Raw genomic sequence first — 26,562 nt, 5'->3', positions numbered from 1 at the left:
ATCTCCTTTGTTAAGCCGGTAATCCCGCCAATTGCAAAGCCCGAGCCCACGGCTCGGCCACCGGCCCGTCGCGGCCGGGAAAACGGTCGCGAAACAGGGCCACGGTGAGCCCCGGCTCAATCTGGCGCAACTGCTGCGCCGCGTGCCGCGCTTCCTCCATGCGGTCGGACATGGCTAGAGCGATCACCAGCGTGCGCCAGCTCGACGCATGGTTGCGGTTGCTCCGGATCGATTGGCGGCACAGCTGCACCGACCGGTCCCAGCGTCCGTTGCTCAGCACTGCCGTTGCAGCCAGTGAATCCAGAAATGACTTGAGCGGGTCGATGGGCGACAGGCGCAGCGCCTGCTCGCCGCCTTGCTCGGCCTCGGCGCCATGGCCCAGGTAAGCGTGGCGCGTGGCACTGAACAAGCGGGCCAGTGGCTCAGAGGGGTTGGCGTCGATGGCTTCCTCGTACATGTGCCCTGCGGTATCCAGGTCCTTGAGCAAGTAGGCGTGCACCAGGCCGCCAATAGCCAGCGCCAGCGCGTTGCGCGAACCTTCGTCCAACGAGCGGTGCACCAGATCCAGCGCGCTGCGTGCATCGGCCATCGGATCGGGCGACCAGCCTTGCGCCACGCGCAGCACATGCCATTTGGCCTGCCAGGCGGCGGCAATGCCAGCGCAACCCGGCCGCGCCGCCAAGTAGGCCAGCATGGCGCGCGCGCGCTCGAACTCGCGCCCGAGGTTCTGGTGCATCAGCCCGATGGAACCAAGCAACAAGGCATAGTTATCCAATCCCGGCAAGGCCGCGCTGCGCGAGCGCTCTATCGCGTGCCGGAACACCGCCTGCCCCACGTCCTGCGCAATCTGTTGCCCCACCGAACTGGCCGGATCGAACGCCGTCGCCAACGTGGTGGAGAACTGCTGCGCGCGCAGGATGGCGCCGCTGCGCACCTCCTGGAACTGTACCTGCAGCACCAGCCCGCCGCCCTGTTGGCGGTACACGCCGGTCAGCAGGTAGTGCGCCGACAGGCAGTCGGCCTGGCCGGTCAGCGTCAGACCGCAGCGCTTCAGGCGACGTGACGACATGCCCGACACCACGCACACGTCGGGAATGTGCGCCAGGCCGGCGATCACCTCGTCAGCCAGCGCCTCGCCCAGCAGGTCATCACCGTCCTGGCCCAACAGCGACTCGAACGGCAGCACCGCAATGCTGGGCCGGTAGCCTCCCTGGGCGTGGGCCAGCGCATCGTCCAGCGGCGCCATGCCGGCCGCCGGACCCAGGCGGTAGGCGCGCGACATGCCCCCGTCCGGCCCCAGGTCGCCCAGGTCGTCGACCTCGGCGTCTAAACCCGGCACCAGCTCCGCCATCACCTCCGGCCCGACCAGCACCTCGCCATTGGCTGCCAACGCGACCAAGCCGAGGGCACGTTCGGCTTCGGCTGCGGGCTCGCGGGCGTCGGCCAGCGCAATGCCAAAACCACCGTGCAGCACCCCAGCCTGTGCGGCCAGCCAGCGCTGCGCCTTCAGCGCCCATGCCACGGCGGTGCGCACGTGAGGAAACACCAGCACGAAGCTAGCGCCAGCCATCCGGTGCACGCGAGCCGCAGGGTCCGGCAAAGCACGCAAGAGGGCCAGCGCGGCGCCTGAATCATCGGTAGCGCCCGTGGGCAATTGCAATCGGTCCAGCCGGCCGGCCACCAGGGCCACCTGCGGGCGCAAGACAGAGATGGTCGGCTGCGATGCCGGCGCTGGCGCTGGCGCCGCTGGCAGGAGCTGCGGCGGCGCTACCGGGGCCGTGAACCGGTAGCCTCGCCCGCGCACCGTGGTGATGGCTCCATCGCCCAGCAGCTTGCGCAGCGTAGAGATCTGAACGGAAAGGTTGTTCTCTTCAACCGCCAACCCAGGCCAGACAAGGTCGAGCAGTTCATCGATCTCGACAAGGCGTTCGCGCCGCTCCACCAGGGCCAACAGGATGTCGAACGCTCGCCCGCCCAGGCGTAACGGCGCGCCATCGCCCAGTAAAACCCGCTCGTCCGCCCGCAACTCGAAGCGGCCGAATCTGAAACTGTTCCGCACGCTAGCAGCCCTCCCAGGCCGGTCCTGCGCAAGCAGGACCGTTTCCACAGGTTGTTTCGTGTGAATTTACCCGCTTCATGCAGGTTAGAAATGTTTAGCGCATGTTTCATTGTGTTAAAGGACGCCACCCCGCATGCCTTGAGAAAGTCTGTCCATGCGTCCTGGTGGCCCGGGCGGCCATCCGGCCGACACCAGCCAGGATCCAAGGAGGTTTCGATGAAAGGCTGCACCTGTACCCCCGCCTTGGCATGCGCCCCATGGGTCATACAAGCCTGCGGCCACACCCAGTACACGCAACGACATGAGCCACCCGACGCCAGCCGACGCCATACGGCGCGGCATGCTGGAGCTCCTCGGCCCAGCGGGTGTGCCGGTTGCCGTGTTCGCCCTGGCGCAACAGCCTGCGCTGCGGATCTTCGACGGCTGTCTGCCCGCCTCGGGGCGGTTACGGCTACGGCCGCGGGTACCCGGATCGGAGTACTACGCGTGCTGGTAGGCACGCAGGAAGCCACGGTGGATCTCACGGGCGGAGATCGCGACCACCGCGTCGATGCCCGCGCCTGATGACAGAAACACGGAGGAAGAACCATGTGGAACCCCATCGAATACGAAGAACCGCCCGTCGGCAGCACCGCCGTGGTCAGCCGGCCGACAGAACTGGACACGCTGCACGGTGCGTTGCGGGCTGGCCTGGATAGGTTGGCGCACGGTGTCGCGCTCCTCGAAAAAGCCGGCACGGTACGCTTCGCCAATACCAGCGCGCGGTCACTTTGGTCGCGCCTGGGCTGGGCACCGGCTTCAGCAGGCGCCCCCCTGCGGCTGCCGTCTTGCTGGCCCCAAGCGCTGGTACAGGTCTGCACAAAAGGAAAGCGCGAGCTGCTGCGCGTGCGCATGCCAGACGACACGACCATCTCGGTCGTCCTGTCGCCGCTGGCCCTGCCGCAGGCGCAGCTGGCCTTCGCGGTGTTCGGCCGCGACGAGTTGTGCGGCAGCGTCGAGCTGCAGATGTTCGCCCTGCGCTATCAGCTGACGCCCGCCGAGACAGCCGTGCTGCGTCAGCTGTGCCGCGGTCTGAACGCCGCAGCCATCGCCCAGGACCACGGAGTGGCGCGCACCACGGTGCTGACCCAGATCGCGGCCATCCGCGCCAAGACGCAGAGCAGCAGCGTGCGCAGCCTGCTTGACGCGTTGGCCCGCATGCCGCCCGTCCGCGCGCTGGTGCCATCGATGGAGTTGTACTGAGGCGGTTGACCATCCGTCCGGACCGCTTGGTGTGCCAGCGCGGGGCACGCAGTGATCCACCCGCCCCCCCGCCGCGTACCAGCGGCATGACGCACAACCCCGAGCTCTCCTCCGCCATCGCCCTGCGCTGGGCCGAGCAAGGCCGCCTGCCCGACCGCGTGGTGCGCAGCGGCATCCGGCACCTGCTGCGCCAGCGCCTTGCGGAACTGCACAGCGGCAATGCCGAGGCCGGTGCGCGCATCGCCCAGGACTTCCTCGGGCAGATGCGCGCGGCGGAGCTGGCCCCGCTGCCCGAGAAGGCCAACGAACAGCATTACGAGCTGCCTGCCGCTTTCTTCGCCGGCGTGCTGGGCCCGCACCGCAAGTACAGCAGCTGCCACTGGGCACCGGGCGTGCAGCGCCTGGAGGACGCCGAGGCCGCCGCGCTCGCGGCCACCTGCGAGCGCGCCGGCCTGCAGGACGGCCAGCGCGTGCTGGAGCTGGGCTGCGGCTGGGGCTCGCTGTCGCTGTGGATGGCCGAGCGCTACCCCAACAGCTGGATCACGGCGCTGTCCAACTCCCACTCGCAACGCGCCTACATCGAGGCCCAGGCACTGGCGCGCGGGCTGTCCAACCTGCGCGTGCTGACCCGCGACATCAACGCCTTCGACACCGACGAGCGCTTCGACCGCGTGGTGTCGGTCGAGATGTTCGAACACCTGCGCAACTGGCCCCGCGCCTTCGCCCAGGTCGCGCGCTGGCTGGTGCCCGGCGGCCGCTTCTTCATGCACGTGTTCGCGCACCGCGAGGCACCCTACGCCTTCGAGCCGCGCGACGAGAGCGACTGGATGAGCCGGCACTTCTTCTCCGGCGGCATGATGCCCAGCGACGACCTGGCGCTGCAGTGCCAGGACGACCTGCGCCTGCTCGAACGCTGGCGCTGGGACGGCCGCCACTACCAGCGCACCGCCGCCGCCTGGCTGGCCAACATGGATGCCGGCCAGGCCACGCTGCTGCCGCTGCTGGCCTCCACCTATGGCGAGGACCATGCCGGCATCTGGTGGCAGCGCTGGCGCCTGTTCTTCATGGCCGTGGAAGAACTGTTCGGCTACGCCGATGGCCAGCAGTGGTGGGTCAGCCACTACCTGTTCGAGCGGCGCGCCGCATGATGGCTCCGTCCTGGCCGCTGCGCCCGCCGGCCGCGCCGCTTGCCGCCGCCAGGCCCACGCGGGCCATGCAGCTGGCCAACTTCGCGGTGTCGCAGCTGGCGTGGTGGGCCGCCGTGCTGGGCGCAGCCCGCCACCATCCGCTGGCGGGCACGCTGTGCGTGGTGGCGGCCATCGGCTGGCACCTGGCGGTCTCGGCGCGCCCTGCGCGGGAGGCCTGGCTGGTGCTGCTGGCCAGCCTGGTCGGCCTGGGGGTCGAGACATGGGTCGTGTTCCAGGGCAACGTGGCCTATCCCTCGGGCCAGCCGTTCGCGCAGCTGCCGCCGTACTGGATGGTGGCGCTGTGGGGGCTGCTGGCCATCGCGCTGAACGTCACGATGCGCTGGCTGCGCGGGCGCCTGTGGCTGGCGGCAGGGCTGGGCGCCGTGGTCGGGCCGATGGCTTTCTCCGCCGGCGTGCGGCTCGGCGGCGCGCAGTTCCTGCATCCCACGGCTGCGCTCGCCACGCTGGCCATCGTGTGGGCGTTGGCCTTGCCGCTGCTGGTGCGGCTGTCGGCGCAGTTCGACGGTGTTTCAGAACCGCAGGTGCCCCATGCATGAACCCCTGCCGCTGTGGGGCACGGCGCTCGCCGGCCTTGCCTTCACGGGAGCCGCCGCCGTGCTGGCCTGGCTCGCCAGCGTGGTGCGCAGCGATGTGAGCCTGGTCGACCGCGTCTGGGCGCTGCTGATCGTGGGCGCGGGCTGGGTCTACTGGGCGCTGCTGCCGGCGCCGTCGCAGCGCGGCCTGGCCATGCTGCTGCTGGCCAGCGTGTGGGCGCTGCGGCTCGGCGCCTTCATCACCTGGCGCAACTGGGGCCATGGCGAAGACCGGCGCTACCAGGCCATCCGCGCGCGCAACCAGCCGGGCTTCGCGTTCAAGAGCCTCTACCTCGTGTTCGCGCTGCAGGCCTTGCTGGCCTGGGTGGTGTCGGCACCGCTGCTGGCGGGCCTGGCGGGTGGGCGGCCGCTGCATTGGCTCGATGCGCCGGGGCTGGCACTGGCCGCGTTCGGCCTCGTGTTCGAGACCGTGGCCGACCTGCAGCTCGCGCGCTTCAAGGCCGTGGCCACGCACAAGGGCCGGGTGATGGACCAGGGCCTGTGGCGCCATTCGCGCCATCCCAACTACTTCGGCGAGTGCTGCGTCTGGTGGGGCCTGTGGCTCACCGCACTGGCCGGTGGCATGGCTGCGGCGTGGAGCATCGTGGCGCCGGTGCTGATGACGGTGCTGCTGCTCAAGGTCTCCGGCGTGCGCCTGCTGGAGCAGGACATCGCCGAGCGGCGCCCGGCTTACCGCGACTACATCGCCCGCACCAACGCATTCTTCCCCGGCCCGGTGCGCCCGCATGCGGATTGAGCGGTCGCGCCTGTGCGCCCTGCTGCTGGCCGCCCTGCCCGGCCTGGCGGGCGCGCAGGAGTTCGGCGTCACGCTGGACGACCAGCCCATCGGCACCCACCGCTTTACGCTCGGCGGCACGCCGCAGGCCCGCACGGTGCGCAGCGAAGCCGCGTTCGCCGTCAAGCTGCTGGGGCTCACCGTCTACCGGTACCGCCACCAGGCCAGCGAGCAATGGCGCGGCGACTGCCTGGCCGCGCTGGATGCCAGCACCGACGACGACGGCCAGCCCGGCAAGGTGCAGGCACAGGCCAGGGGCGACGTGCTGCAGGTCACCGGCCCGGCCGGCGCGCTGAGCCTGCCTGGCTGCGTGATGAGCTACGCCTACTGGAACCCGGCGATGCGCCTGCAGACACAGCTGCTCAACGCCCAGACCGGCCGCCATGAGGCCGTGCGCATCAGGCGCATGGACAGCGGTACCGTGGACGTGCGCGGCCAGCCTCGGTCGGCCGAGCGCTGGCGCATCGAAGGGCCGGAGCAGCCGATCGACGTCTGGTACACGCCAGCGGGCGACTGGGTGGGGCTGGATTCGACCGTGCGCAGCGGCAGGCAGCTGCGTTACCGGCTGCACTGACGGCTGCATAAACGGCTGCACAGACGGCTGAGTGGACGGCCGCATCACCGGCGCGTCGGACGCCTCAGACGTCCTGCACCAACTGCTCGAAGCCCCGCGCGCGGAACTGTTCCAGCACGAAGTCGACGAACACGCGCGTGCGCGCCGGCAACAGCTTCTTGGCCGGGTAGTACAGCGAGATCGGCCCGGCTTCTGCCGACCAGCCCGGCAGCACGCGCACCAGCGCGCCGCTGCGCAGCCAGGGTGCGGCGAACGGCATGGGCAGCAGGGCCACGCCCAGGCCCAGCAGGGCCGCCTGGCACATGGCCTCGGGGTCGTCGAACACCACGCGCGTGCGCTGGGCCGCAGCCGCCACCTCGCCATCGGCGCGGCGCAGCGTGTACTGGTAGATGCGGCCGTTCTGGCTGGAGCGCCGCACGATGCCGTCCAGCGCCGCAAGCCCGCTCGGATGGTGCGGCAGCGCGCGGCCCGCGAGGTAGGCCGGCGCCGCCACCGCCACGATGTGGATGCGGCCCAATGTGCGCGCCACCATGCCCGGCTTGAGTTCGAGCCCGCCGCCGATGCCGGCGTCGAAGCCTTCGCCGATCAGGTCGACCTGGCGGTTCTCGAAGCGCCAATCGGGCACCACGGCCGGATAGCGCCGCAGGAACTCGTCCAGCAGCGGCACCAGGTAGGCGCGGCCGAAGGCCTGGCCCATGCTCACGCGCAAGGTGCCGGCGGGCTGGCGGTCCTGCTCGGCCACGTGGCCCACCGCATCGGACAGCGCGGCCAGCGGGCCGCCGACCTGGGCCAGCAGACGCTCGCCGCCCTCCGTCAACGCCAGCCTGCGCGTGCTGCGCTGGAACAGGCGCACGCCGAGTTCGGCCTCCAGCCGCGCGATGTTCTTGCTGACGGCCGCCGGCGTGCATTCCAGCAGGCGCGCGGCCGCCGAAAAGCTGCCGCGCTCGGCGGATTTCACGAAGCACTCCAGGTGGCTCAGGGATGGCATGGCCACCATTTTCAATGGATGGTTGAAATTGATCCATCCCATTGATGGCTACCGCGATCAGGCCGCCGTGCCGACACTGCCAGCACCCACACCACTCTGGAGTTTCGACATGGCCCCGACCACCCCCCATTCCCCCGTCCTTGCCGGCAAGGCCGCCTTCGTCACGGGCGGCGCCCGCGGCATCGGCGCGGCCATCGTGCGCCGCCTGGCGCGCGACGGCGCGGCCGTGGCCTTCACCTACGCCGGCTCGCAAGCCGCGGCGCAAGCGCTGGCCGCCGGGATCGAGGCCGCCGGCGGCCGCGCGCTGGCCCTGCAGGCCGACAGCGCCGACGCCGACGCGCTGCGCGCGGCCATCGACCGCGCCGCCGCCCAGTTCGGCCGGCTCGACATCCTGGTCAACAACGCTGGCGTGGCCGTGATGGGCGAGCTCGACAGCTTCCGCCTGGAAGACCTGGACCGCACGCTGGACGTGAACGTGCGCGCCGTGTTCGTCGGCGTGCAGGCTGCCGCGCGCCACATGGGCAAGGGCGGGCGCATCGTCAACATCGGCAGCACCAATGCCGAGCGCATGCCCTGGGCCGGCGGCGCCGTCTACGCCATGAGCAAGGCGGCCATCGTCGGCCTCACCCGCGGCCTGGCACGCGACCTGGGCCCGCGCGGCATCACCATCAACAACGTGCAGCCCGGCCCCGTCAACACCGACATGAACCCCGCCGACGGCCCCATGGCGGCCGGCATGCACGGCCTCATGGCGCTGGACCGCCATGCCCACCCCGACGAGATCGCCGGCATGGTGGCCTACCTGGTCGGCCCGGAAGCCGGCATGGTCACGGGTGGCAGCCTGCTGATCGACGGCGGGTTCGCCGCCTGATTGCGGATTGACACAATTGCGCGGGCATGGCGCCCGGTATCCGGGGGTTTACCCGTTCACCAATCGATGCCAAGGATCGAAAGAATTTGTGCGCTTCCAATACCAAATAGGAGACAGCACATGACGATCACCCGGCGCCAGCTCGCCTTTTCTGCCTTGGGCAGCACGTTCCTGGCCGGCTGCGCCAGCCCACCCGCCATGCCGCGCACCGAGGTGTCGGCCGACCGGCTCGGCCGCATCGCGCCCGCGCTGGACGCGCAGGTGCGCATCGGCACCTTCGCCGGCGCGGTGTCGCTGGTGGCGCAGGACGGCAGGATCGTGCAGCACGAGGCCGTGGGCTTCCTGGACGCGGCCAAGACCCGGCCCATGCCGCGCGACGCCATCTTCCGCCTGGCCTCGATGACCAAGCCCATCACCTCGGTGGCCACGATGATGCTGGCCGAGCAGGGCCAGCTGAAGATCAACGACCCGGTGACCAACTGGCTGCCGGAGCTGAAGAACCTCAAGGTCGAGACGCCGCAGGGCGACGTGGCGCTGGCCCGGCCCATCACCGTGCAGGACCTGCTCATGCACACGGCCGGCTTCGTCTACGGCCCGGCCAGCCCCTCGCCGCGCATCGCCAAGATGTACGCCGACCTCAACATCGAATCGCTGGAGACCGACATTTCCGGCGACGAGATGCTCAAGCGCCTGGGCACCATCCCGCTGCTCTACCAGCCCGGCACCACCTGGTTCTATTCCATCGCCACCGACGTGCTGGGCCTGCTGCTCGAGCGCGTGTCGGGCAAGCGGCTCGATGCGTTGACGCAGGAACTGCTGATCGGCCCGCTGGGCATGGCGGACACGGCCTGGTGGGTGCCGCCGGCCAAGCGCGCGCGCCTGGCAGAGACGCTGGACAGCGACCCGCTCAAGGCCGCCATGACGCGCGCCTACCGCCAGGACAGCGACCCGGCCCCGCGCCAGTACCTCAAGGGCGGTGCAGGCCTGGTCGGCACCGGGGCGGACTACCTCAAGTTCGCGCAGATGGTGCTGAACGGCGGCACCGACGGCCGCACGCGCTACCTGTCGCGCAAGACCACCGAGTTCATGCTGTCCGACCACCTGGTCGGCAAGGCCGGCGTGCCCAACGCCACCACCGGCCCGGGCTACGGCTTCGGCCTGGGCTGGGGGGTGCGCCTGTACGACGGCGTGGGCTGGACGCCCGGCAGCACCGGCGACGCGATGTGGGCCGGCGCCTGGGGCACGAGCTTCTGGATTGACCCGCGCGAGCGGCTGGTGGGCGTGCTGATGGCGCAGTGCCCGTCCAACCGCATCCACACGCGGATGCTCTACAAGAACCTGGTGTACGGGGCGGTGTCCTAGCTCAGAACGTCGTGTCGATCCGGCGCTCCTGCTCCAGGCTGTGCAGGACGCGCTCCAGCGTGGCGCGGTCGCGCGCAGCCAGGTCGACGAACCGGCAACCGAAGTGGACCTGCTCGCCCGCCAGGAACGAGCGGTAGCTGCGGTGCGAGCACACGTCCAGCCGCAGGTCGGGCAGGCGCGCGCCGCCCAGCTCCAGCCGCACGCGCTCCAGGCGCAGCTTGGTCATGAGGTCGCGGTGCTCGCGCAGCGGGCCGCGCAGGCCGACGCCGCCCAGCGACAGGTCGTCCACCACCATCACGCGCTTCTTGCCCTCGGCATAGAACTCCGCCCGCAGCGACGGGCCCAGCGGCGCCTCCACGCGCACGAAGCGGCGCCGCTGCTGGCGCACGATGGCGTGGGGCGCATCGGCGGTGGCCTCCAGCGCGCAGCCTTCGCGCCGCTGCCATGCGACATGGGCGATGAACTGCACGCGCAATTCCTCGGGCGCCGCCACCAGCAACGCGGGGCCGGCGAGCGGCACCGCGGCGGGCTCGGCCTGGACGGTCCAGCGCAGTCCGGGCTCCTGCAGCCTGACCAGCCGGCCCGACACGCAGGTGCTGCCGCCCGCGGGGTACAGGGTGACCGGCTCGGCGCGCATGGCCAGGTTGCGCAGGGTGGCCACGATGGCCTGTGCGTCGTCGACATCGAGGGCGGTGCGGTCGATGTCGCGGTCGATGGGCTCGATGGTGGCGAGCGCCGGGTCTGCATCGGGGGGGCGATGCCAAATCGGGGAGGAAAGGCTGGTCATGCAGCGGGGGCTGGTGTTCGTGGGCATGCGAGGAAACGCACGCCTGCGGCAGATGGCCGGGGGCGGCTTTTGTAACACCCTTTCGCCGCGCGCCGGCGGTGCCAGGCGATGGGCGCTACAGGCGGTACGCGGGGCTTGATCTGCGGACGGGGCGGCCACGCGCATCCCCCTTGCGGCGCAGTGCCGGGCCGCCGGCCGCGGCCATCCGTGGCGCCGAGATCCCATCCCCTTGCCGCGCCGTGGCCCATCCGCAGCGGGCCCGCCCCGCCAACCGCGACAATAGCCCCCGCGGCCTGGACCTCCCCCAGGCCGTTTGCCTTGTTGCGAGCACACCGATGAACGAACAACCCCTGCCCTTCCTCTCCCGCCTGGCGCTGGCCATCGGGACTTTCTTCGCACTGCTGGGCGACGGCAAGCTGGCCGCCCAGGTCCAGGCCCTGCGCAATGGCACGCCGGCCCCTGCGCAGCCGCCTGCGCCGGCCCCGGTGCCGCCCCCGCCGGCGCCGGCCCCCTCGCCCGTGCGCGCCACCGCCCAGGTCGATGCGGCGCTGCAGCTGCTGGGCCTGCTGCAGCGCGAGGCGCGGCTGGTCGACTTCCTGCAGGAAGATATCGCCGCCTACTCCGACGCCGACGTGGGCGGCGCCGCGCGCCTGCTGCACGGCGGCGCGCGCAAGGTGCTCAAGGACACCTTCGACCTCGAACCCGTGCGCAGCGAGGCCGAAGGCGGCCGCCTGACGCTGCCCGCCGGCTTCGACGCGGCGGCCGTGCGCCTCACCGGCAACGTGGTCGGCCAGGCGCCGTTCACGGGCACGCTGCAGCACAAGGGCTGGCGCGCCACGGCGGTGCGGCTGCCCGCGCTGACCGAAGGCCACGACGCGCGCGTGATCGCGCCGGCGGAGGTCGAGCTTTGAGCGGCGCGCGGTACGCCATTGGCATCGACCTGGGCACCACGCACAGCGCACTGTCCTGGGTCGACCTGCAGGCCGAGGGCGCAGCCCCCGAGATCCTGCCCATTGCGCAGCAGAGCGGCCCCGGCGCCGTGCAGGACTTCGCGCTGCTGCCCTCCTTCCTCTACCTGCCGAACGCCAGCGAATTCGCGGCCAGCGACCTGGCCCTGCCCTGGAACCCTGCGCCCGACCGCATCACGGGCGAATGGGCGCGCAGCCATGGCGCGCTGACGCCGATCCGCCTGGTCTCCAGCGCCAAGAGCTGGCTCGGCCATGGCGGCGTGGACCGGCGTGCCGGTATCCTGCCGGCCGACGCACCGGCCGAGGTCGAACGCATCTCGCCGCTGGCGGCCAGCACGCACTACCTGCAGCACCTGCGCGACGCCTGGAACCACCGCCATCCCGAGGCGCCGTTCGACCAGCAGTCGGTCACCGTCACCATCCCGGCCTCCTTCGACCCGGCCGCGCGCGAGCTGACGGCCGAGGCCGCCCAGGCCGCCGGCATGCATGCCGTCACGCTGCTGGAGGAACCCCAGGCTGCGCTGTACAGCTGGATCGCCGGCAGCGCGGGGGATTGGCGCAAGCAGGTGCAGGTCGGCGACGTGATCCTGGTCGTCGACGTGGGCGGCGGCACCAGCGACTTCTCGCTGATCGCCGTGACCGAGGAGGCCGGCAACCTGCAGCTCAACCGCGTGGCCGTGGGCGAGCACATCCTGCTGGGCGGCGACAACATGGACCTGGCGCTGGCCCACGGCGTGGCGCGCGGCCTGGCCGCCGAGGGCAAGACCCTGGACCCCTGGCAGATGCGCGCGCTGACCTACGCCTGCCGCCTGGCCAAGGAGCAACTGCTGGGCGATGCCGACCTGCAGAGCGTGCCGCTGGTCGTGCCCAGCCGCGGATCGAAGCTGATCGGCGGCTCGATCAAGACCGAACTGCAGCGCGCGCTGCTCACCACCATCCTGCTCGACGGCTTCTTCCCGGCCGTGGCCAGCGACGCGCGGCCCGTCAGCCGTCCGCGTGCCGGCCTCACGCAGATCGGCCTGCCCTATGCGCAGGACGCGGCCGTCACGCGCCACCTGGCCGCGCTGCTGGGCCGCCAGCTCGGCGCCACGGCGCAGCTGGCGGGCTTCGCGCAGGCCGAGGCCGCCAGCTTCCTGCACCCCACTGCCGTGCTGTTCAACGGCGGCGTGTTCAAGTCGGCGCTGCTGGTGCAGCGCGTGCTGGACACGCTCAACGCCTGGCTCGCCGCCGACGGCGCACCCGCCGCGCGGCTGCTGCAGGGCGCCGACATGGACCACGCCGTGGCGCGCGGCGCCGCCTACTACGGCCAGGTGCGCCAAGGCCAGGGCATCCGCATCCGCGGCGGCACGGCACAGGCCTACTACGTGGGCATCGAGTCCAGCATGCCGGCCGTGCCGGGGCTGGAGCCGCCGGTGCAGGCGCTGTGCGTGGCGCCCTTCGGCATGGAGGAAGGCTCGGAGGCGCCGCTGCCGCCGCAGCAACTGGGCCTGGTCGTCGGCGAATCGGTGCGCTTTCGCTTCTTCGGTTCTTCCACGCGGCGCGAGGACCGGCCCGGCACGCTGCTGGATTTCTGGACGCCAGACGAATTGCAGGAGCTGGCGCAGATCGAGGCGACGCTGCCGGCCGAAGGCCGCGCCGTCGGCGAGGTCGTGCCCGTGCAACTGCGTGCGCGCGTGACCGAGGTCGGCACGCTGGAGCTTCTGGCCGAAGCGGCTGGCGGCGCGCACTGGAAGGTGGAGTTCGACGTCCGCGGCGAGGGATGACCGCCGCGTTCTGCATCGGCATCGACCTGGGCACCACCCACACGGTGCTGGCGTTCGCGCCGCTGAACGCGGACATGGGTGGCGACATCGCGGTGTTTGCGGTCCCGCAAAGCATCGCGGCCGGCGAGGTCGCCCCGCAGCCGCTGCTGCCCTCGCTGCGCTTCCATGCGGCCGAGGGCGCGCTGGCCGCGGCCGACCTGCCCTTGCCCTGGGCATCGGAGGAGAAGGCCATCCTCGGCGCCTTCGCACGCGAACTCGGCCAGCAGACGCCGGGCCGGCTGGTCGCCAGCGCCAAGAGCTGGCTGTCGCACCCGTCGGTCGACCGCACGGCCGCCATCCTGCCCTGGGGCGCGCCCGACGAGGTGCCCAAGGTCTCCCCGCTCGAGGCCAGCGCGAGCTACTTGCGCCACCTGCGCCAGGCCTGGGACCACGCCCATCCCGGGGCACCGCTGGCACGGCAGCCCACCGTGCTCACGGTGCCGGCCTCGTTCGACGAGGGCGCACGCCAGCTCACGCTGCAGGCGGCCCAGCTGGCCGGCCTGGGTGCGGTCCACCTGATCGAGGAGCCGCAGGCCGCCTTCTACGACTGGGTCTTCGCGCACCGTGCCGACCTGGCCGCGCATCTGGCCGGCACGCGCCGCCTGCTCGTGGTGGACGTGGGCGGCGGCACCACCGACCTGACGCTGATCGAAGTCACGCTGGACGCCCAGGGCCAGCCGCAGCTCGCGCGCACCGGCGTGGGCGACCACCTGGTGCTGGGCGGCGACAACATGGACCTGGCCCTGGCGCGCTGGATCGAGCCGCGGCTGTCCGGCGGCACGCCGGGCCAACGGCTCAGTGCCATCCAACTGGCCCAGCTCACGCAGCGCTGCCGCAGCGCCAAGGAGCGCCTGCTGGCCCCCGATGGCCCGCTGGAAACCACGGTCACGCTGCAGGGCAGTGGCAGCCGCCTGATCGGCGGCGCGCGTTCGGCCCTGCTGACCCGCGCCGATGTGGACCGCCTGCTGGTCGAAGGTTTCTTCCCGCAGGTGCCGGCCGATGCCCAGCCCCGGCGCGCCCGCGGCGCGTTGGTCGAATTCGGCCTGCCCTACGCCAGCGACGCGGCCATCACGCGCCACATCGCGGCCTTCCTGCAGCGCCAGGGCGGCGCCCTGCCCGACACGGTGCTGCTCAACGGCGGCGTGTTCCATGCCCAGGTGCTGCGCGAACGCCTGCTGGCCACGCTGCGCAGCTGGCAGCCGGCAGGCAGCACGCCGATCCGCCTGCTGGACGCCCCCCGGCTCGATGCCGCCGTGGCGCGCGGCGCGGTGGCCTATGCCATGGCCCGCGCCGGCAGCGGGCCGCGCATCCGCAGCGGCGCCGCGCGCGCCTACTACCTCGCGCTCGACGACGGCCAGGGCGTCTGCGTGTTGCCGCACGGCACGCCCGAAGGCGAGACGGTGCGGCTGGACGCGCAACGCTTCAGCCTGCGCCTGGGCCGGCCGGTGCGCTTCAACCTGGCCACCAGCGCCGTCGACCTGCGGCACCGCGCGGGCGATCTCGTCGCGCTGCAGGACGGCCTGCAACGCCTGCCGCCGATCGCCACCGTGCTGCAGCCCAAAGCCGCTGCGGCCGGCGGCGCCGCCGCCGAGGTGCAGGTGCTGCTGGACGCGCAGATCACCGAAGTCGGCACGCTGGAGATGCACTGCGTGGCCGCCGACGCGCCACGCCAGCGCTGGCGGCTCGAATTCCAGCTGCGTGGCGACGCCGCCGCACAGGATGCCGATGTGCCCGTGGCCGCCCACCCGCGCCTGGCCGAGGCCCTGGCCGCCATCGCCCGCGTCTACGGCGACAAGAAGCAAGGCGTGGAAGCCAGGGAAGTGCGCCAGCTGCGTGCCACGCTGGAGCGCCTGCTCGGCGAGCGCTCCACCTGGCATGCGGCCCTGCTGCGCACGCTGTTCGGCGCGCTGCTGCAGGGCGCCAGGCGGCGCCGCCGCTCGCTGCAGCACGAGCGCACCTGGTTCAACCTGGTCGGCTTCACGCTGCGCCCCGGCTTCGGCGACGCGCTGGACGGCTGGCGCATGGCGCAGATGTGGGAGCTGTTCGGCCCGGGCATCGCGCACAGCCACGACAGCCAGCAATGGTCCGAGTGGTGGCTGCTGTGGCGCCGCATCGCGGGCGGGCTCGACGCCGAACAGCAGCAGATGGTGTTCGAGGTCATCGCCTACTACCTGCAGCCGCCGGGCGGCACCGACATCGCCACGCCCGAGGGGCCGGCCATGCAGGCGCTGGACGAACTGCTGCGCATGGCGGCTTCGTTCGAGCGCATCTCTCCCGCCCACAAGACGCAGTTCGGCCACTGGCTGCTGCAGCGCCTGAAGTGCGGCGCCACGGCCGAACTCTGGTGGGCGTTGGGCCGCCTGGGCGCGCGCCAGCCGCTGTATGCCAGCGTGCACCATGTGCTGCCGCCCGCCACGGCGCAGGATTGGCTGGCGCAGGTGGCGGCCATCGCGCCGGACTGGGCCCGCAACGAGGCCGCGGCCTTCGCCGTGGCCCAGATCGCACAGGCCACCGGCGACCGCGCACGCGACCTGCCCGAGGCCCTGCGCCTGCAGATCGTTGCGCAGCTGCAGGCCGCCCACGCCGCCCCGAGCTGGGCCGCGATGGTGCGCGAGGTGACGGTGCTGGACGAGGCCGACCAGCGCCGCGTGTTCGGCGAGGCGCTGCCGCCGGGGCTGGTGCTGCTCCCGGCGTGACCCGGCGTCGCACGGGCCGGACGGCGGGGCCGGGTCGCACCCGAAATCAGCAAGCCACCGGGCGATCGGTGGTGGCCCGGATGTTGTCGATGCGGGTGGCGTCCGTCACGATGTCCGCCTTGTAGCCATCCGCCGTCGTCAGCCCGACGATGCAGGTGTTGCTGGTGCTGAGCAACCGGGTGACGGAATACGTGGTCCCGCCGAAGCTGATGGAAGCCGATCCGCTGGCCAGGCAGAAGTTGCCGTACTCCATGTCGCGGTTCACGCTGTAGAGGCAGCGCGTGGCGCTGTTGAACTTGAACGGGTCGTTAGACGCATCGAGCACGACTTCGCCGTTGGCCGAGCCGGTCCACGTGATGAACGAGCGGCTCTGCCCGCCGCTGCTGCCGCCCGTCGATCCTCCGGCCTGGTTGCCGGCGCCTGTGCTGTCAGACGCGCAGGTCTGCCCCCAGCCCTGGACCCCTACGGTCAGGTTCATGCGGCTGCCGTTGTTGCAGCTGAACACCGCGACAGGGCTGCCGCCCGTGCCGCTGGCCAGCGTGACGGCGCCGATGGTCACGCCGTTGCGCAGCACGTTGCCGCCGCTGTCGACCACCAGGCCCGACAGGCGCACGCCGGACCGGTCCACCACCGTGCGGGTGGCAGCAGCCACCTGAAAGCGTTCGTCGTCGCTGTCCAGCACGACCGTCCCGTTGCCGTTGCCCTGGAACGTGAGGTAGCCCGTGCTGTCCGCGCCGCCGGTGCCGGTGGCCGCGCCAGCGCCGGTGGAGCCTCCCGAAGCCGGCGCGGCGCAAGCGTACGAATAGGTGTTGTCGGCCTGGAACGTGATGTCCATCGCCGAGCCGTTGAGACAGCGGAACGCCGCGATCTTCGTGCCGTTGCTGCCGTCGACCAGCTGGACCACGCCCACCTGTCTGCCTTCGACGAAGACGCGCGCATCGCTGTCCACCGTCATGCCGCGTGCCTGTTTGCCGCTGCGGTCCTCGATCTGGCGGCTGTCCGAGACGACGCGGAACTCCTCGTTGTCGGCATCCACGACCACGGCCCCGTTGGTGCTGTTGTTCCAGTTCACGTAGCCGCCCGTGCCCGATCCCGAGCCTTCGTCTTCGCCCCCTCCACCGCATCCCACCACGCCCGTGGCCACCAAGGCCAGTACCGTGACGGGATGCCTCCAACGCTGTTGTGCTGCTCGTGCCACGCCAATTCCCTCGCTGCTGGTTGATGAAGCGCCGAGTGTGTGGAACGCATCGCCGACGGCCGTCATCCAAACGGGTATTGACGCGGGACACGGCGCGGCAGGAGGCTGGCCCCCGCCGCCGAGCCCGGTGCTGCTGCGCTGGTGATCCAACGCGGCGCCAGCCGCGTACTGCACGCAACCCACCGCCGGAGCCATCGCATGCCACTGTCCCTAGCCGCCATCGCCTACGCCGTCAGCGCCCTCGTGTTCCTGGGGCTGGACGCCATCTGGCTGGGCAGCATGGCCGAACGGCTGTACCGCCCGGGCATCGGCCACCTCATGGCCGAGCGCTTCGCCGCGGCACCGGCGGTGCTGTTCTACGTGCTGTACGTGGGCGGCATCGTGTTCTTCGCCATCGCTCCAACGCTGGAGTCGCGCCGCCCGGTGCTGGCCGCGCTGGGCCACGGGGCGCTGCTGGGCCTGCTGGCCTACGCGACGTTCGACCTGACCAACCAGGCGGTGCTGAAGGACTGGCCCTGGCATGTGACGCTGGCCGACCTGGCCTGGGGCAGTTTCGTGACCGCCATGGCGGCGGCGGGCGGTGCCGCAGCAGCCCCCTGGCTGCACGCGGCGGTGTTCAAGAACTGAGGGCCAATTGCCCTGGCGCGCTGCGCATCTTTGCGCACCGCCCTATACCTTCGGGCATCTTCGGGCATCTTCGGGTAACTGTGCGGTGGTGTACCGGCATGGGCACCCCACCGCACAGGGGCCGCGCGCCCTATATCCCGACCAGCGAACCCAGCGTGCGCGCGAACCAGCCGTTGAACTCCAGCCGCCCTTCGATCGAGGCCAAGCAGATGCATTCGCTGCCGGCCTGCACCACGGGCTGGTGGTGCACCTGGGTGTCGGCCGCGTCGAAATCGCCCGCGCTGAACTGGGCCCGGCCATCGTGGAAGCTGCCGTGCAGCACCTGGGTCAGTTCCCGGTCGCTGTGCGTGTGCTGGGCCAGGTACATGCCGGCCGCGATGCGCAGCAGCAACACGTTGGCAGCCGGATCGTGCGGCACGCGCACGCGGGCGTAGCGCATGCCAGGCGCCATCCAGCGCCAGCGGGTGATGCGGCAGCCGGCCAGCGCCCGCGGCCAGTGCGCACCGGCCGGCAGCGGCGGCAGGCCGCGCACGGGCACGGCCGCAGGCACCGCCTGCGGCGCGTCGATGGCCTGCAAGGCGCGCGCCAGCGCATCGTCGCGCAGTGGCGCGGGCGCCAGCTCCTGCAGCAGCGCGCCGCCGGCGGCTTGCAGCACGCGCAGCTGCTCCTGGCAGTGCGCACAGTCCTCGACGTGGCTGGACAGCACCAGCGCGGGGGCGGTCGGCAACTGCCCTGCCGCCAGGGCCAGCAACAAATCGTCGCCGGGGTGGTGTTGGATGCTCGCGGTACTCATGGTGCGGGGTCTTCGAACGCGGCCAGCAGCCGGCGCAGGTGGTTCACGGCCAGCCGCACGCGCGACTTGACCGTGCCCAGGGGAATGCCAAGCCGCTCGGCGATGCGCGCATGCGGCTGGTCTTCGTAATAGGACAGCTGCAGCACCAGCGCCTGCTCGGGCGGCAGCTGGCGCAGCGCGGCCTGCACCTGGCGCTCCATGCGCTGCGCGTGCAGCTGGGTGGCGGGCTCGGGTGCGGCATGGGCCAGGGTGTCGATGTCGACATCGTCCGCCTGCAGTGCGGCGGCGCCGCCCTGGCGGCGGAAGCGGTCCACGCGCAGGTTGCGCGCGATGGTGAACACCCAGGTGGCGGCGCCGGCCTGGGCCGCGTCGAACAATGCGGCCTTGCGCCACAGCAGCACCATGGTCTCCTGGGCCAGGTCTTCGGCCAGCGCATCGTCGGTGCCGGCGCGCAGCAGGTAGCTCTTGATGCGCGGTGCGAAATAGGCGAACAGCTGGCCGAAGGCCTGGCGGTCGCCCGCCTGTGCGACCGCGTTCAGCCAGTGGGCCAGGTCTTCGGGGCTGGGAACGGCGCTGCGCGAACCGGGTGGTGGCACGATGGACAAATGGCTGGGGCGCAGCCCGGACGCGACGGGCTCCGTCGGTGCGGATGGCTGGGGCTGCTGTGGGCTCATGGTCCATCTTACGCAGCGGCCCCTGCACCGGATCACTGCGGAGATCCAAATGCGGCGCGGCCGCGTAGAAGGCACCGTCAGACGGCAAACAAAATGGGCCCCTCGCCTCCAAGGATCTTGCGCATGCAGCCAGCACACACCTTGTCCCCTGCCATCGCTGCCACGGCCGGCGGCCAGCCGCTGCGCGTGGCGGTGGTCGGCAGCGGCATCGCCGGCCTGTCGGCAGCCTGGCTGCTGGCCCAGCGCCACCATGTGGAAGTGTTCGAGGCCGACCGCCGGCCCGGTGGCCACAGCCACACGGTGGACGTGGCCCAGCCCGGCGGCTCGGTGGCGGTGGACACGGGCTTCATCGTCTACAACGAACCGGCCTACCCCAACCTCACCGCGCTGTTCGCCCACCTGGGGGTGCCCACGCAGGCCACAGACATGTCGTTCGGCGTGAGCCTGGACGGCGGCGCGCTGGAGTACGCGGGCAGCAGCCTGAACACCTTGTTCGCGCAGCGCAGCAACCTGCTGCGCCCACGTTTTTGGCGCATGCTGCGCGAGCTGCTGCGCTTTTATCGCGAGGCGCCGGGCCATGCCAAGGCCGCCGGCCTGCAGCCGCTGGACGACTACCTGGACCTGCAGGGCTACGGCGCCGCGCTGCGCGAGGACCACCTCTATCCGATGGCCGCGGCGATCTGGTCCACGCCGGCGGCGCAGGTCGGGCGCTACCCCACGGCGGCCTTCGTGCGCTTCTGCCAGAACCACGGCCTGCTGCAGGTGAACGGCCGGCCGCAGTGGCGCACCGTGCAGGGCGGCAGCCGCAGCTATGTGCGCCGGCTCACCGAGGGCTTCGGCGAGCGCCTGCACCTGGACACCGCCGTGCTGGAAGTGCAGCGCGACGCGGCAGGCGTGCGCCTGCGCACCCGCCAGGGCTGGCATCCCGAGCGCTTCGACCAGGTGGTGCTGGCCTGCCACGCCGACCAGGCGCTGCGCCTGCTGCCCGACGCCAGCGGCGAGGAGCGCCATCTTCTGGGCGCCTTCGGCTACAGCCGCAACCTGGCGGTGCTGCACAGCGACCCGGCGCTGATGCCGCGGCGCCGCGCGGTCTGGTCGGCCTGGAACTACCTGGCCGACCGCAGCCACCCCGATGCGCTGTGCGTCACCTACTGGATGAACCGGCTGCAGGGCCTGCCGGAAGACCGGCCGTTGTTCGTCACGCTGAACCCTGCGCAGGCGCCGCGGCCCGAGCACCTGGTGCGCACCGAGGTCTACGAGCACCCGCTGTTCGATGCCGAGGCGCTGCGTGCCCAGGCCCGGCTGTGGTCGCTGCAGGGCCAGCGGCGCAGCTGGTTCTGTGGCGCCTACTTCGGCGCCGGTTTCCACGAGGACGGCCTGCAGGCCGGCCTGGCCGTGGCCGAGGCGCTCGGCGGTGTGCGCCGGCCCTGGACGGTGGCCGACGAATCGGGCCGCATCGTGCTGCCGGCCGCCACCGATCCCACCCGGGCGGCCAGCGCATGAACAGCGCGCTCTACACCGGCACGGTGATGCACCAGCGGCTGCGCCCGCTGCGCCACCGCCTGCGCTACCGCATGTTCTCGCTGCTGCTGGACCTGGACGAGTTGCCGGCCCTGGCCGCGCGGCTGCGGCTGTTCTCGCTGGACCGCTTCAACCTGTTCAGCTTCCATCGGCGCGACCATGGCGCGGGCGAGCCCGAAGGCCCGCGCGCGCATGTGGAGCGCCAGCTGCGCGCCGCCGGCCTGCCCGTGGGCGGCGCCATCCGCCTGCTGGCGATGCCCCGCATCCTGGGCTATGCCTTCAATCCGCTGGCCGTGTACTTCTGCCACGCGCCGGCCGGCGGCCTGCAGGCCATCCTCTACGAAGTCAACAACACCTTCGGCGAGCGCCACAGCTACCTGCTGACCACCGGCCCCGAGGCGGATGCGCCATGGATCACGCAGCGCTGCGACAAGCGCATGCACGTCTCGCCCTTCCTGCCGCTGGACATGCACTACCGCTTTCGCGTGCGTCCGCCCGGCGAGCAGCTGTCCATCGGCGTGCAGACCCACGACGCCGCCGGCGCCGTGCTGCTGGCACGGCTGGATGCCCAGCGCCGCCCGCTCACCGATGGCGCGCTGCTGCGCGCCTTCTGCACGCACCCGCTGCTCACGCTCAAGGTCATCGCCGCCATCCACTGGGAGGCGCTCAAGCTGTGGTGCAAGGGCGCGCGCCTGCATCCCCGCCCCGCCGCTCCGGCCGAGCCCGTCACCTTCGTCACCCGCCCTTCGCCCGACCACACGCCATGAAGCCTGCCACCGACCTGCTGGCCCACGCCGCCGCGCCCACCCCACCTGCGACCCTGCCGCAGCGCCTGCTGCGCCAGGCCCTGCACAGCCAGCTGGCCGACCTGGCCTGCGGCGAACTCACGGTGGTGCTGCCGCACGGAGAACGCGTGCTGGCGCGCGGCGCTGCGCCCGGCCCGCAGGCGCAGCTGGTGCTGCACCGCTGGCGCCCGCTGCTACGCCTGGCCGCCCAGGGCGACCTGGGCCTGGCGCGTGCCTGGCGCGACGGCGACTGGTCCACCCCCGACCTGGTGGCGCTGCTGCAGTTCGGCGCAGCCAACGACCAGCAGGCCGGCAAGCGGCTGCAGGGCAAGGCCTGGTCGCGCCTGCTGGCCAGGCTGGCGCACCTGCGCCGCGGCAACACGAAGCGCGGCAGCCGCGAGAACATCGCCTTCCACTACGACCTGGGCAACGCCTTCTACGCCCAGTGGCTGGACGCCAGCATGCTGTACTCCAGCGCGCTGTACACGCGGCCCGACGCCACCTTGGAGCAGGCGCAGGCCGAGCGGCTGAACCGCATCGTGGAACTGGTCGATGCGCCGCAGGGCGCCGATGTGCTGGAGATCGGCTGCGGCTGGGGCGCGCTCGCGCTGGCACTGGCGCAGCGCCGCGCTGCGCGCGTGACGGGGCTCACGCTGTCGACCGAACAGCTGGCCTTCGCGCGCGAGCGGGCGCTGGCCGAGGGCTGCGCCCAGCAGCTGGACCTGCGCCTGCAGGACTACCGCGACGTGCAAGGCCGCTACGCGCGCATCGTCTCCATCGAGATGGTCGAGGCCGTGGGCGAAGCCTGGTGGCCCACCTACTTCGCCACCCTGCGCGACCGGCTGGCGCCGGGCGGCCACGCCGTGCTGCAGGCCATCACCATCGCCGACGCGCACTTCGAAGGCTACCGGCGCGGCGCCGATTTCATCCAGCGCTACATCTTCCCGGGCGGCATGCTGCCCTCGCCCACCGCACTGCGCGAACAGGCCGCGCGCGCCGGCCTGGTGCTGCAGCAGGAACTGCTGTTCGGCGACAGCTATGCCGCCACGCTGGTGGAATGGCGCCGCCGCTTCCTGGCGGCCTGGCCGGCCATCGAGGCCCAGGGCTTCGACCTGCCGTTCAAGCGGCTGTGGGAGTACTACCTGTGCTATTGCGAGGCCGGGTTTCGCAGCGGGCGTGTCGACGTGGGGCTGTACACGCTGCGCCACGCGGCCGACGCGCCGGCTCAAGGCGGCGCGGCGCCGCACTGACGCGGCGAGGGCCGCGGCGCTGGCGGCGCCGTGCTTGCCCATAGGGATGCTGGAAGAGGTGCCGGCCGAGGCCCGCGTCCAGCATGACTCCGGACACTGTCCGCCAGAGGCGGCCCTTCCTATCCTGCGTGCGCCGCGGCCGCTGCCGGCCGCTACCACACGGAGGTTCCATGCCACATCCCGCCGAGGGGGGCCGCTCCCCTGACAGAACCTGGCTGCAACACGCCGCCATCGGTCTCGCCATCGCCGTGCTCGTGGCCTGCGGCGGCGGAGACGGCGCAGACGATGGCGGTTCAGCGCAAGGCCCGGGCACTGGCACTGGCACTGGCACTGGCACTGGCACTGGCACGGGAACAGGAACCGTGACCGGCACGGGTTCGGCCGCCATCGCCGTCGACACCAACCCTTTGCGCGCCACGCTGGTTGCCGACACCGCACGCACCGTCACGCAGCGCATGCCATTGGAGGGCGGCACGCTGTCGGCCATCGGCGCCGACGGATCGGTCTACACGCTCACGGTGCCAAACAACGCCCTCACGGAACCCACCGAGATCAGCCTCACGCCGCTGGGCAGCCTGGCGGTGGACGGGCTCGCCAGCGATGCGGCCTACGGCGTGCAGCTCGGCCCGGACGGTGCGCAGTTCACCAACTACGTGACGCTGACCATCACGCCCCCACCCGGTGCCAGCGTGCCGGTCGAGCGCCAGCTGCCGATCGGCTGGAGCGGCGAGAACAACACCGTGGCCCTGGCCGCGCTCGACCCGACCCGGCGGGAGACCAGCCTCAAGCTGCTGCACTTCAGCGGCTACGCGCTGCTGCTGGCGCGCCAAGGCACCAATGCCACGCTGGAGCCGGCGCGCCACCGGCTGGGCGGCGACGCCGAGGCGCGGCTGCAGAGCCTGACGGCCGAGCGGCTGCTGCAGGAACGCCAGCGCCAGCTGCTGGGCCAGACGCCGGCCGAACTCAACCTGGACGACATCTTCAAGGCCTACGACGAGGAAGTGCTCCAACCGCGCATCGCCGCCGCCGGCAGCAGCTGCGCGGCCGGCCGGCTGGCCATCCAGACAGTGCTGGGCCGCAGCCGCCAGCGCCAGCTGCTGGGCTACCCGGACGACGCCTACAGCCAGAGCGCGCTGTATGGCGACATCATGGTCCAGGCCACCGCCGCCTGCACGCGCGAGGAGTACGCGCTGTGCCGCGACGAGCACATCGTCACGCGCATGCTGCCCTACTACCTGGGCCTGTCGCGCCAGGCCCAGCTGCTGGGCCTGGCCGGCAGCCCCGGCGTGGCCGACCCGGCCTGGCTGCAGGACGCCGAGGCGGCCACGGCCAAGTGCCTCAACTTCGAACTGCAGATCGATTCGCAGATGGTGCTGACCGAGGGCTCCGACGTGGACGCGCACACGGTGCGCGAGAGCGTCAGCGCGCGCGTGCCGCTGCCGTTCAACCTGGGCATCGCCTTCTACGCCAGCGGCGGCTCGTACGTGGCCACCTCGCCGGCGGCCGTGCCGCTGAGCTCCAGCGGCTACAGCGTGACCTATGGGCACACCTGCGCGTCGGTCAACAGCACGACGCCGGTCGACGCCACCGTGTGGGGTTCGCTGGGCTTCACCGCACGCCAGGGCGGCGTGGCGCAACGCGCCGAGGTGCAGGATTTCTACCTCACGCCCGCCGTGGCCCCGACCGGCCTGGGCTCCAGCTACAGCGTGACGCTGTCCTCGCCGCGCAATCCCACGGGCTGCGAGCAGCCGTCCACCACCACCGACCACGAAAGCTGGGTCACCGCGGCCTTCCCGACATGGATCCAGCCGTTTGCCGATCCCACGCTGGCGATGGCGATCCGCGACTGGCGCATCGTCGGCGGCGACGTCATGGCCACCAAGGAGTTCACCACGCGCAGCGACCCCGATGCCAGCGAGAACGTGACCGTGAACACCCAGATGGTGCTGTTCCACAAGCCGGCGCCGTGATGGCGCGGGCGCATCAACCGATGCGGGCGATGGGCGCCCCGGCCCCCACGTAGGCACCGGGCTCCAGCAGCCGGACCAGCCGGCCGGCCCGGTGCGCCAGCACCTGGGTTTCCATCTTCATGGCTTCCATGATGGCGACGAGTTCGCCCTCCTGCACCTGCGCGCCGTCCTCGGCCTTCCACGCGGCCACGGTGCCGGCCACCGGGGCGGCAACTGCCGCTGCATCGGCCGCGGGGGCGCTGGCCGGCGCCGTGGAGGCGGCCGTGGAGGGCGCCGCAGCCTGCAGGCCACCCAGCAGCGCGGCCGGCAGGGCCAGCATCACGCGCCGGCCGTCGATCTCGGCCACCGTGCGCAGCAAGCGGCCATCGTCCTGCGGTTCCGCGCGCAGGGCCGCGGCCAGGTCGTTCGCGAAGTCGGTCTCGATCCAGCGGGTGTGCACCTTGAAGCCGTCGCCACCGGTGAAGTCCGCATGGGCCATCACCGCGCGGTGGAACGGCAGCACCGAAGCCAGGCCCTCGATGCGGAATTCCTTGAGCGCGCGGCGTGCGCGTGCGATGGCCTGCGCGCGCGTGGCGCCGGTCACGATGAGCTTGGCCATCATGGAATCGAACTGGCCGGGCACCACAGAGCCCGAGACCACGCCCGAGTCCACCCGCACGCCGATGCCGCCCGGGGCCTCGAACACGCGCACCGGGCCGGGCGCGGGCAGGAAGCCGCGGCCCACGTCCTCAGCATTGATGCGGAACTCGAACGCATGGCATTGGGGCACCGGGGTTTCGGTGATGGACAGCGGCAGGCCGTCGGCCACGCGCAGTTGCTCCACCACCAGGTCGATGCCCGCCGTCTCCTCGGTCACCGTGTGCTCGACCTGCAGCCGCGTGTTGACTTCGAGGAACGAGATCGCACCAGCGGCGCTGAGCAGGAATTCGACAGTGCCCGCGCCGACGTAGCCCGCACGCGCGCAGACGTCCTTGGCCGACTGGTGGATGCGTTCGCGCTGCGCGTCGGTCAGGAACGGCGCGGGCGCCTCTTCCACGAGCTTCTGGTTGCGCCGCTGCAGCGAGCAGTCGCGCGTGCCGAGCACGACCACGTTGCCATGGGTGTCGGCGATGACCTGGGCCTCGACGTGGCGCGGCTTGTCCAGGAACTGCTCGACGAAGCATTCGCCGCGACCGAACGCGGCGATGGCCTCGCGTACTGCGGACGCGTAGAGGTCGGCCACTTCATCCATGCGCCGCGCCACCTTGATGCCGCGGCCGCCGCCGCCGTAGGCCGCCTTGATGGCGATCGGCAGGCCGTGCTGCTGGGCAAAGGCCAGCACCTCGTCGGCGCCCTGCACCGGGCCGGGCGTGCCGGCGACCAGCGGCGCACCGACCTCCAGCGCCAGCCTGCGCGCCTGCACCTTGTCGCCCAGCGCGGCGATGGCCGAAGGCGGCGGGCCGATCCAGGTGAGGCCGGCGTCGAGCACGGCCTGGGCGAAGCCGGCGTTCTCCGACAGGAAGCCGTAGCCTGGGTGCACGGCGTCGGCGCCGCTGCTCTTGGCCACGGCCAGCAGCTTGCCGATCGACAGGTAGGTGTCGGCCGGGCGGCTGCCGTCCAGGCCATGCGCCTCGTCGGCCACGCGGGTGTGCAGCGCGTCGAGGTCGGGGTCGGCGTAGACGGCGACGGACTGCACACCGTAGTCGGCGCAGGCGCGCGCGATGCGCACGGCGATCTCCCCGCGGTTGGCGATGAGGACTTTGCGCATGCCGCCGGGACGCCCCAAGGCATGCGGCGCCTCCTCGGGGGGCAGCGAAGGATGCGCGGCGACGAGCGTGGG

General features: G+C 71.8%; 22 protein-coding genes. 15 read left to right on the top strand and 7 right to left on the bottom strand.

The window, feature by feature from the left end; all coding sequences use genetic code 11:
• Nucleotides 1-10: 10 nt before the first annotated feature.
• On the bottom strand, nucleotides 11-2,107 hold the full coding sequence (locus tag ASF44_RS27475; RefSeq protein WP_162243878.1) for a winged helix-turn-helix domain-containing protein: 2,097 nt from the start codon (nucleotides 2,105-2,107) through the stop codon (nucleotides 11-13).
• A gap of 540 nt (nucleotides 2,108-2,647) precedes the next feature.
• On the opposite strand from ASF44_RS27475, the gene ASF44_RS32210 reads away from it, so the two are divergent.
• The 5 genes from ASF44_RS32210 to ASF44_RS27450 all read left to right on the top strand — a co-directional run bounded on the left by ASF44_RS32210 (nucleotide 2,648) and on the right by ASF44_RS27450 (nucleotide 6,451).
• A complete protein-coding gene (locus ASF44_RS32210; protein ID WP_156374733.1) occupies nucleotides 2,648-3,301 on the top strand; it encodes a hypothetical protein in 654 nt (217 codons plus the stop codon).
• A gap of 86 nt (nucleotides 3,302-3,387) precedes the next feature.
• Nucleotides 3,388-4,449, top strand: coding sequence for a cyclopropane-fatty-acyl-phospholipid synthase family protein (locus ASF44_RS27465; RefSeq protein ID WP_056902454.1), 1,062 nt, complete (start codon nucleotides 3,388-3,390; stop codon nucleotides 4,447-4,449).
• Nucleotides 4,449-5,045, top strand: coding sequence for a DUF2878 domain-containing protein (locus tag ASF44_RS27460; protein ID WP_235579373.1), 597 nt, complete (start codon nucleotides 4,449-4,451; stop codon nucleotides 5,043-5,045). Before ASF44_RS27465 ends, ASF44_RS27460 begins: the two co-directional genes overlap by 1 nt.
• Nucleotides 5,038-5,838, top strand: coding sequence for a DUF1295 domain-containing protein (locus ASF44_RS27455; RefSeq protein ID WP_056902452.1), 801 nt, complete (start codon nucleotides 5,038-5,040; stop codon nucleotides 5,836-5,838). The genes ASF44_RS27460 and ASF44_RS27455 overlap by 8 nt, the downstream gene beginning before the upstream one ends.
• Nucleotides 5,828-6,451, top strand: a complete 624-nt coding sequence (locus tag ASF44_RS27450; RefSeq protein ID WP_056902451.1) for a DUF6134 family protein — start codon at nucleotides 5,828-5,830, stop codon at nucleotides 6,449-6,451. The genes ASF44_RS27455 and ASF44_RS27450 overlap by 11 nt, the downstream gene beginning before the upstream one ends.
• A gap of 64 nt (nucleotides 6,452-6,515) precedes the next feature.
• Here the strand turns inward: ASF44_RS27450 and ASF44_RS27445 are convergent, their stop codons facing one another.
• Nucleotides 6,516-7,439 (bottom strand): LysR family transcriptional regulator, encoded by a 924-nt coding sequence (locus tag ASF44_RS27445; protein WP_056903034.1) that lies wholly within the window; start codon nucleotides 7,437-7,439, stop codon nucleotides 6,516-6,518.
• A 109-nt stretch (nucleotides 7,440-7,548) separates the two neighbouring features.
• Between ASF44_RS27445 and ASF44_RS27440 the strand changes: the two genes are divergently transcribed.
• Nucleotides 7,549-8,310, top strand: coding sequence for an SDR family oxidoreductase (locus tag ASF44_RS27440; protein ID WP_056902450.1), 762 nt, complete (start codon nucleotides 7,549-7,551; stop codon nucleotides 8,308-8,310).
• A 120-nt stretch (nucleotides 8,311-8,430) separates the two neighbouring features.
• A complete protein-coding gene (locus ASF44_RS27435; RefSeq protein ID WP_056902449.1) occupies nucleotides 8,431-9,672 on the top strand; it encodes a serine hydrolase in 1,242 nt (413 codons plus the stop codon).
• A 1-nt stretch (nucleotide 9,673) separates the two neighbouring features.
• Here ASF44_RS27435 and ASF44_RS27430 read toward each other — a convergent pair whose 3' ends face one another.
• A complete protein-coding gene (locus tag ASF44_RS27430) occupies nucleotides 9,674-10,459 on the bottom strand; it encodes a PilZ domain-containing protein (protein ID WP_162243877.1) in 786 nt (261 codons plus the stop codon).
• Between the two features lie 335 nt (nucleotides 10,460-10,794).
• Here ASF44_RS27430 and ASF44_RS27425 point away from each other — a divergent pair, with 335 nt between their 5' ends.
• The 3 genes from ASF44_RS27425 to ASF44_RS27415 are packed head-to-tail and all read left to right on the top strand — an operon-like array spanning nucleotide 10,795 to nucleotide 15,925.
• Entirely contained in the window at nucleotides 10,795-11,370 is a 576-nt protein-coding gene (locus ASF44_RS27425; RefSeq protein WP_056902447.1) for a DUF2760 domain-containing protein, read from the top strand.
• Nucleotides 11,367-13,190 carry an Hsp70 family protein gene (locus ASF44_RS27420; protein WP_056902446.1) on the top strand — a complete coding sequence of 608 codons (1,824 nt, stop codon included), beginning with the start codon at nucleotides 11,367-11,369 and terminating at the stop codon, nucleotides 13,188-13,190. The genes ASF44_RS27425 and ASF44_RS27420 overlap by 4 nt, the downstream gene beginning before the upstream one ends.
• On the top strand, nucleotides 13,187-15,925 hold the full coding sequence (locus tag ASF44_RS27415) for an Hsp70 family protein (protein WP_056902445.1): 2,739 nt from the start codon (nucleotides 13,187-13,189) through the stop codon (nucleotides 15,923-15,925). Before ASF44_RS27420 ends, ASF44_RS27415 begins: the two co-directional genes overlap by 4 nt.
• 46 nt (nucleotides 15,926-15,971) lie before the next feature.
• Here the strand turns inward: ASF44_RS27415 and ASF44_RS27410 are convergent, their stop codons facing one another.
• Nucleotides 15,972-17,189: a hypothetical protein gene (locus tag ASF44_RS27410; protein ID WP_235579372.1), complete on the bottom strand. Its 1,218-nt coding sequence runs from the start codon at nucleotides 17,187-17,189 to the stop codon at nucleotides 15,972-15,974.
• 132 nt (nucleotides 17,190-17,321) lie between these two features.
• On the opposite strand from ASF44_RS27410, the gene ASF44_RS27405 reads away from it, so the two are divergent.
• A complete protein-coding gene (locus ASF44_RS27405) occupies nucleotides 17,322-17,750 on the top strand; it encodes a DUF2177 family protein (protein WP_056902443.1) in 429 nt (142 codons plus the stop codon).
• 130 nt (nucleotides 17,751-17,880) lie between these two features.
• Here the strand turns inward: ASF44_RS27405 and ASF44_RS27400 are convergent, their stop codons facing one another.
• Both ASF44_RS27400 and ASF44_RS27395 read right to left on the bottom strand, forming a co-directional pair.
• Nucleotides 17,881-18,543: a ChrR family anti-sigma-E factor gene (locus ASF44_RS27400; RefSeq protein ID WP_056902442.1), complete on the bottom strand. Its 663-nt coding sequence runs from the start codon at nucleotides 18,541-18,543 to the stop codon at nucleotides 17,881-17,883.
• Nucleotides 18,540-19,217: a sigma-70 family RNA polymerase sigma factor gene (locus ASF44_RS27395; protein ID WP_056902441.1), complete on the bottom strand. Its 678-nt coding sequence runs from the start codon at nucleotides 19,215-19,217 to the stop codon at nucleotides 18,540-18,542. Before ASF44_RS27395 ends, ASF44_RS27400 begins: the two co-directional genes overlap by 4 nt.
• 123 nt (nucleotides 19,218-19,340) lie before the next feature.
• On the opposite strand from ASF44_RS27395, the gene ASF44_RS27390 reads away from it, so the two are divergent.
• The 4 genes from ASF44_RS27390 (at nucleotide 19,341) to ASF44_RS27375 (ending at nucleotide 24,743) form a co-directional block, all read left to right on the top strand.
• The gene (locus ASF44_RS27390) at nucleotides 19,341-20,720 is read left to right on the top strand and encodes an NAD(P)/FAD-dependent oxidoreductase (protein WP_056902440.1); all 1,380 of its coding nucleotides are present in this window, start codon (nucleotides 19,341-19,343) and stop codon (nucleotides 20,718-20,720) included.
• The gene (locus ASF44_RS27385) at nucleotides 20,717-21,505 is read left to right on the top strand and encodes a DUF1365 domain-containing protein (protein ID WP_056902439.1); all 789 of its coding nucleotides are present in this window, start codon (nucleotides 20,717-20,719) and stop codon (nucleotides 21,503-21,505) included. Before ASF44_RS27390 ends, ASF44_RS27385 begins: the two co-directional genes overlap by 4 nt.
• Nucleotides 21,502-22,773, top strand: coding sequence for a cyclopropane-fatty-acyl-phospholipid synthase family protein (locus tag ASF44_RS27380; protein ID WP_056902438.1), 1,272 nt, complete (start codon nucleotides 21,502-21,504; stop codon nucleotides 22,771-22,773). The genes ASF44_RS27385 and ASF44_RS27380 overlap by 4 nt, the downstream gene beginning before the upstream one ends.
• A gap of 362 nt (nucleotides 22,774-23,135) precedes the next feature.
• Entirely contained in the window at nucleotides 23,136-24,743 is a 1,608-nt protein-coding gene (locus ASF44_RS27375) for a hypothetical protein (RefSeq protein ID WP_056902437.1), read from the top strand.
• A gap of 13 nt (nucleotides 24,744-24,756) precedes the next feature.
• On the opposite strand, the gene ASF44_RS27370 is transcribed toward ASF44_RS27375, so the two are convergent.
• The gene (locus tag ASF44_RS27370) at nucleotides 24,757-26,490 is read right to left on the bottom strand and encodes a biotin carboxylase N-terminal domain-containing protein (RefSeq protein ID WP_056903033.1); all 1,734 of its coding nucleotides are present in this window, start codon (nucleotides 26,488-26,490) and stop codon (nucleotides 24,757-24,759) included.
• Between the last annotated feature and the right edge of the window lie 72 nt (nucleotides 26,491-26,562).

The organism is Pseudorhodoferax sp. Leaf274, from assembly GCF_001422445.1.
GTDB lineage: Bacteria > Pseudomonadota > Gammaproteobacteria > Burkholderiales > Burkholderiaceae_C > Pseudorhodoferax.
The sequence above is the reverse complement of the archived record's forward strand: the minus strand, read 5'-3'. Positions and strand labels throughout refer to the sequence as shown.

What these genes read in the sequence shown, in the direction of transcription:
- ASF44_RS27370 (WP_056903033.1), bottom strand. Translation starts at nt 26,490, where the DNA reads ATGCGCAAAGTCCTCATCGCCAACCGCGGGGAGATCGCCGTGCGCATC.
- ASF44_RS27400 (WP_056902442.1), bottom strand. Translation starts at nt 18,543, where the DNA reads ATGAGTACCGCGAGCATCCAACACCACCCCGGCGACGATTTGTTGCTG.
- ASF44_RS27405 (WP_056902443.1), top strand. Translation starts at nt 17,322, where the DNA reads ATGCCACTGTCCCTAGCCGCCATCGCCTACGCCGTCAGCGCCCTCGTG.
- ASF44_RS27385 (WP_056902439.1), top strand. Translation starts at nt 20,717, where the DNA reads ATGAACAGCGCGCTCTACACCGGCACGGTGATGCACCAGCGGCTGCGC.
- ASF44_RS27465 (WP_056902454.1), top strand. Translation starts at nt 3,388, where the DNA reads ATGACGCACAACCCCGAGCTCTCCTCCGCCATCGCCCTGCGCTGGGCC.
- ASF44_RS27380 (WP_056902438.1), top strand. Translation starts at nt 21,502, where the DNA reads ATGAAGCCTGCCACCGACCTGCTGGCCCACGCCGCCGCGCCCACCCCA.
- ASF44_RS27415 (WP_056902445.1), top strand. Translation starts at nt 13,187, where the DNA reads ATGACCGCCGCGTTCTGCATCGGCATCGACCTGGGCACCACCCACACG.
- ASF44_RS32210 (WP_156374733.1), top strand. Translation starts at nt 2,648, where the DNA reads ATGTGGAACCCCATCGAATACGAAGAACCGCCCGTCGGCAGCACCGCC.
- ASF44_RS27395 (WP_056902441.1), bottom strand. Translation starts at nt 19,217, where the DNA reads ATGAGCCCACAGCAGCCCCAGCCATCCGCACCGACGGAGCCCGTCGCG.
- ASF44_RS27440 (WP_056902450.1), top strand. Translation starts at nt 7,549, where the DNA reads ATGGCCCCGACCACCCCCCATTCCCCCGTCCTTGCCGGCAAGGCCGCC.
- ASF44_RS27455 (WP_056902452.1), top strand. Translation starts at nt 5,038, where the DNA reads ATGCATGAACCCCTGCCGCTGTGGGGCACGGCGCTCGCCGGCCTTGCC.
- ASF44_RS27390 (WP_056902440.1), top strand. Translation starts at nt 19,341, where the DNA reads ATGCAGCCAGCACACACCTTGTCCCCTGCCATCGCTGCCACGGCCGGC.
- ASF44_RS27445 (WP_056903034.1), bottom strand. Translation starts at nt 7,439, where the DNA reads ATGCCATCCCTGAGCCACCTGGAGTGCTTCGTGAAATCCGCCGAGCGC.
- ASF44_RS27435 (WP_056902449.1), top strand. Translation starts at nt 8,431, where the DNA reads ATGACGATCACCCGGCGCCAGCTCGCCTTTTCTGCCTTGGGCAGCACG.
- ASF44_RS27430 (WP_162243877.1), bottom strand. Translation starts at nt 10,459, where the DNA reads ATGACCAGCCTTTCCTCCCCGATTTGGCATCGCCCCCCCGATGCAGAC.
- ASF44_RS27410 (WP_235579372.1), bottom strand. Translation starts at nt 17,189, where the DNA reads ATGACGGCCGTCGGCGATGCGTTCCACACACTCGGCGCTTCATCAACC.
- ASF44_RS27460 (WP_235579373.1), top strand. Translation starts at nt 4,449, where the DNA reads ATGGCTCCGTCCTGGCCGCTGCGCCCGCCGGCCGCGCCGCTTGCCGCC.
- ASF44_RS27425 (WP_056902447.1), top strand. Translation starts at nt 10,795, where the DNA reads ATGAACGAACAACCCCTGCCCTTCCTCTCCCGCCTGGCGCTGGCCATC.
- ASF44_RS27450 (WP_056902451.1), top strand. Translation starts at nt 5,828, where the DNA reads ATGCGGATTGAGCGGTCGCGCCTGTGCGCCCTGCTGCTGGCCGCCCTG.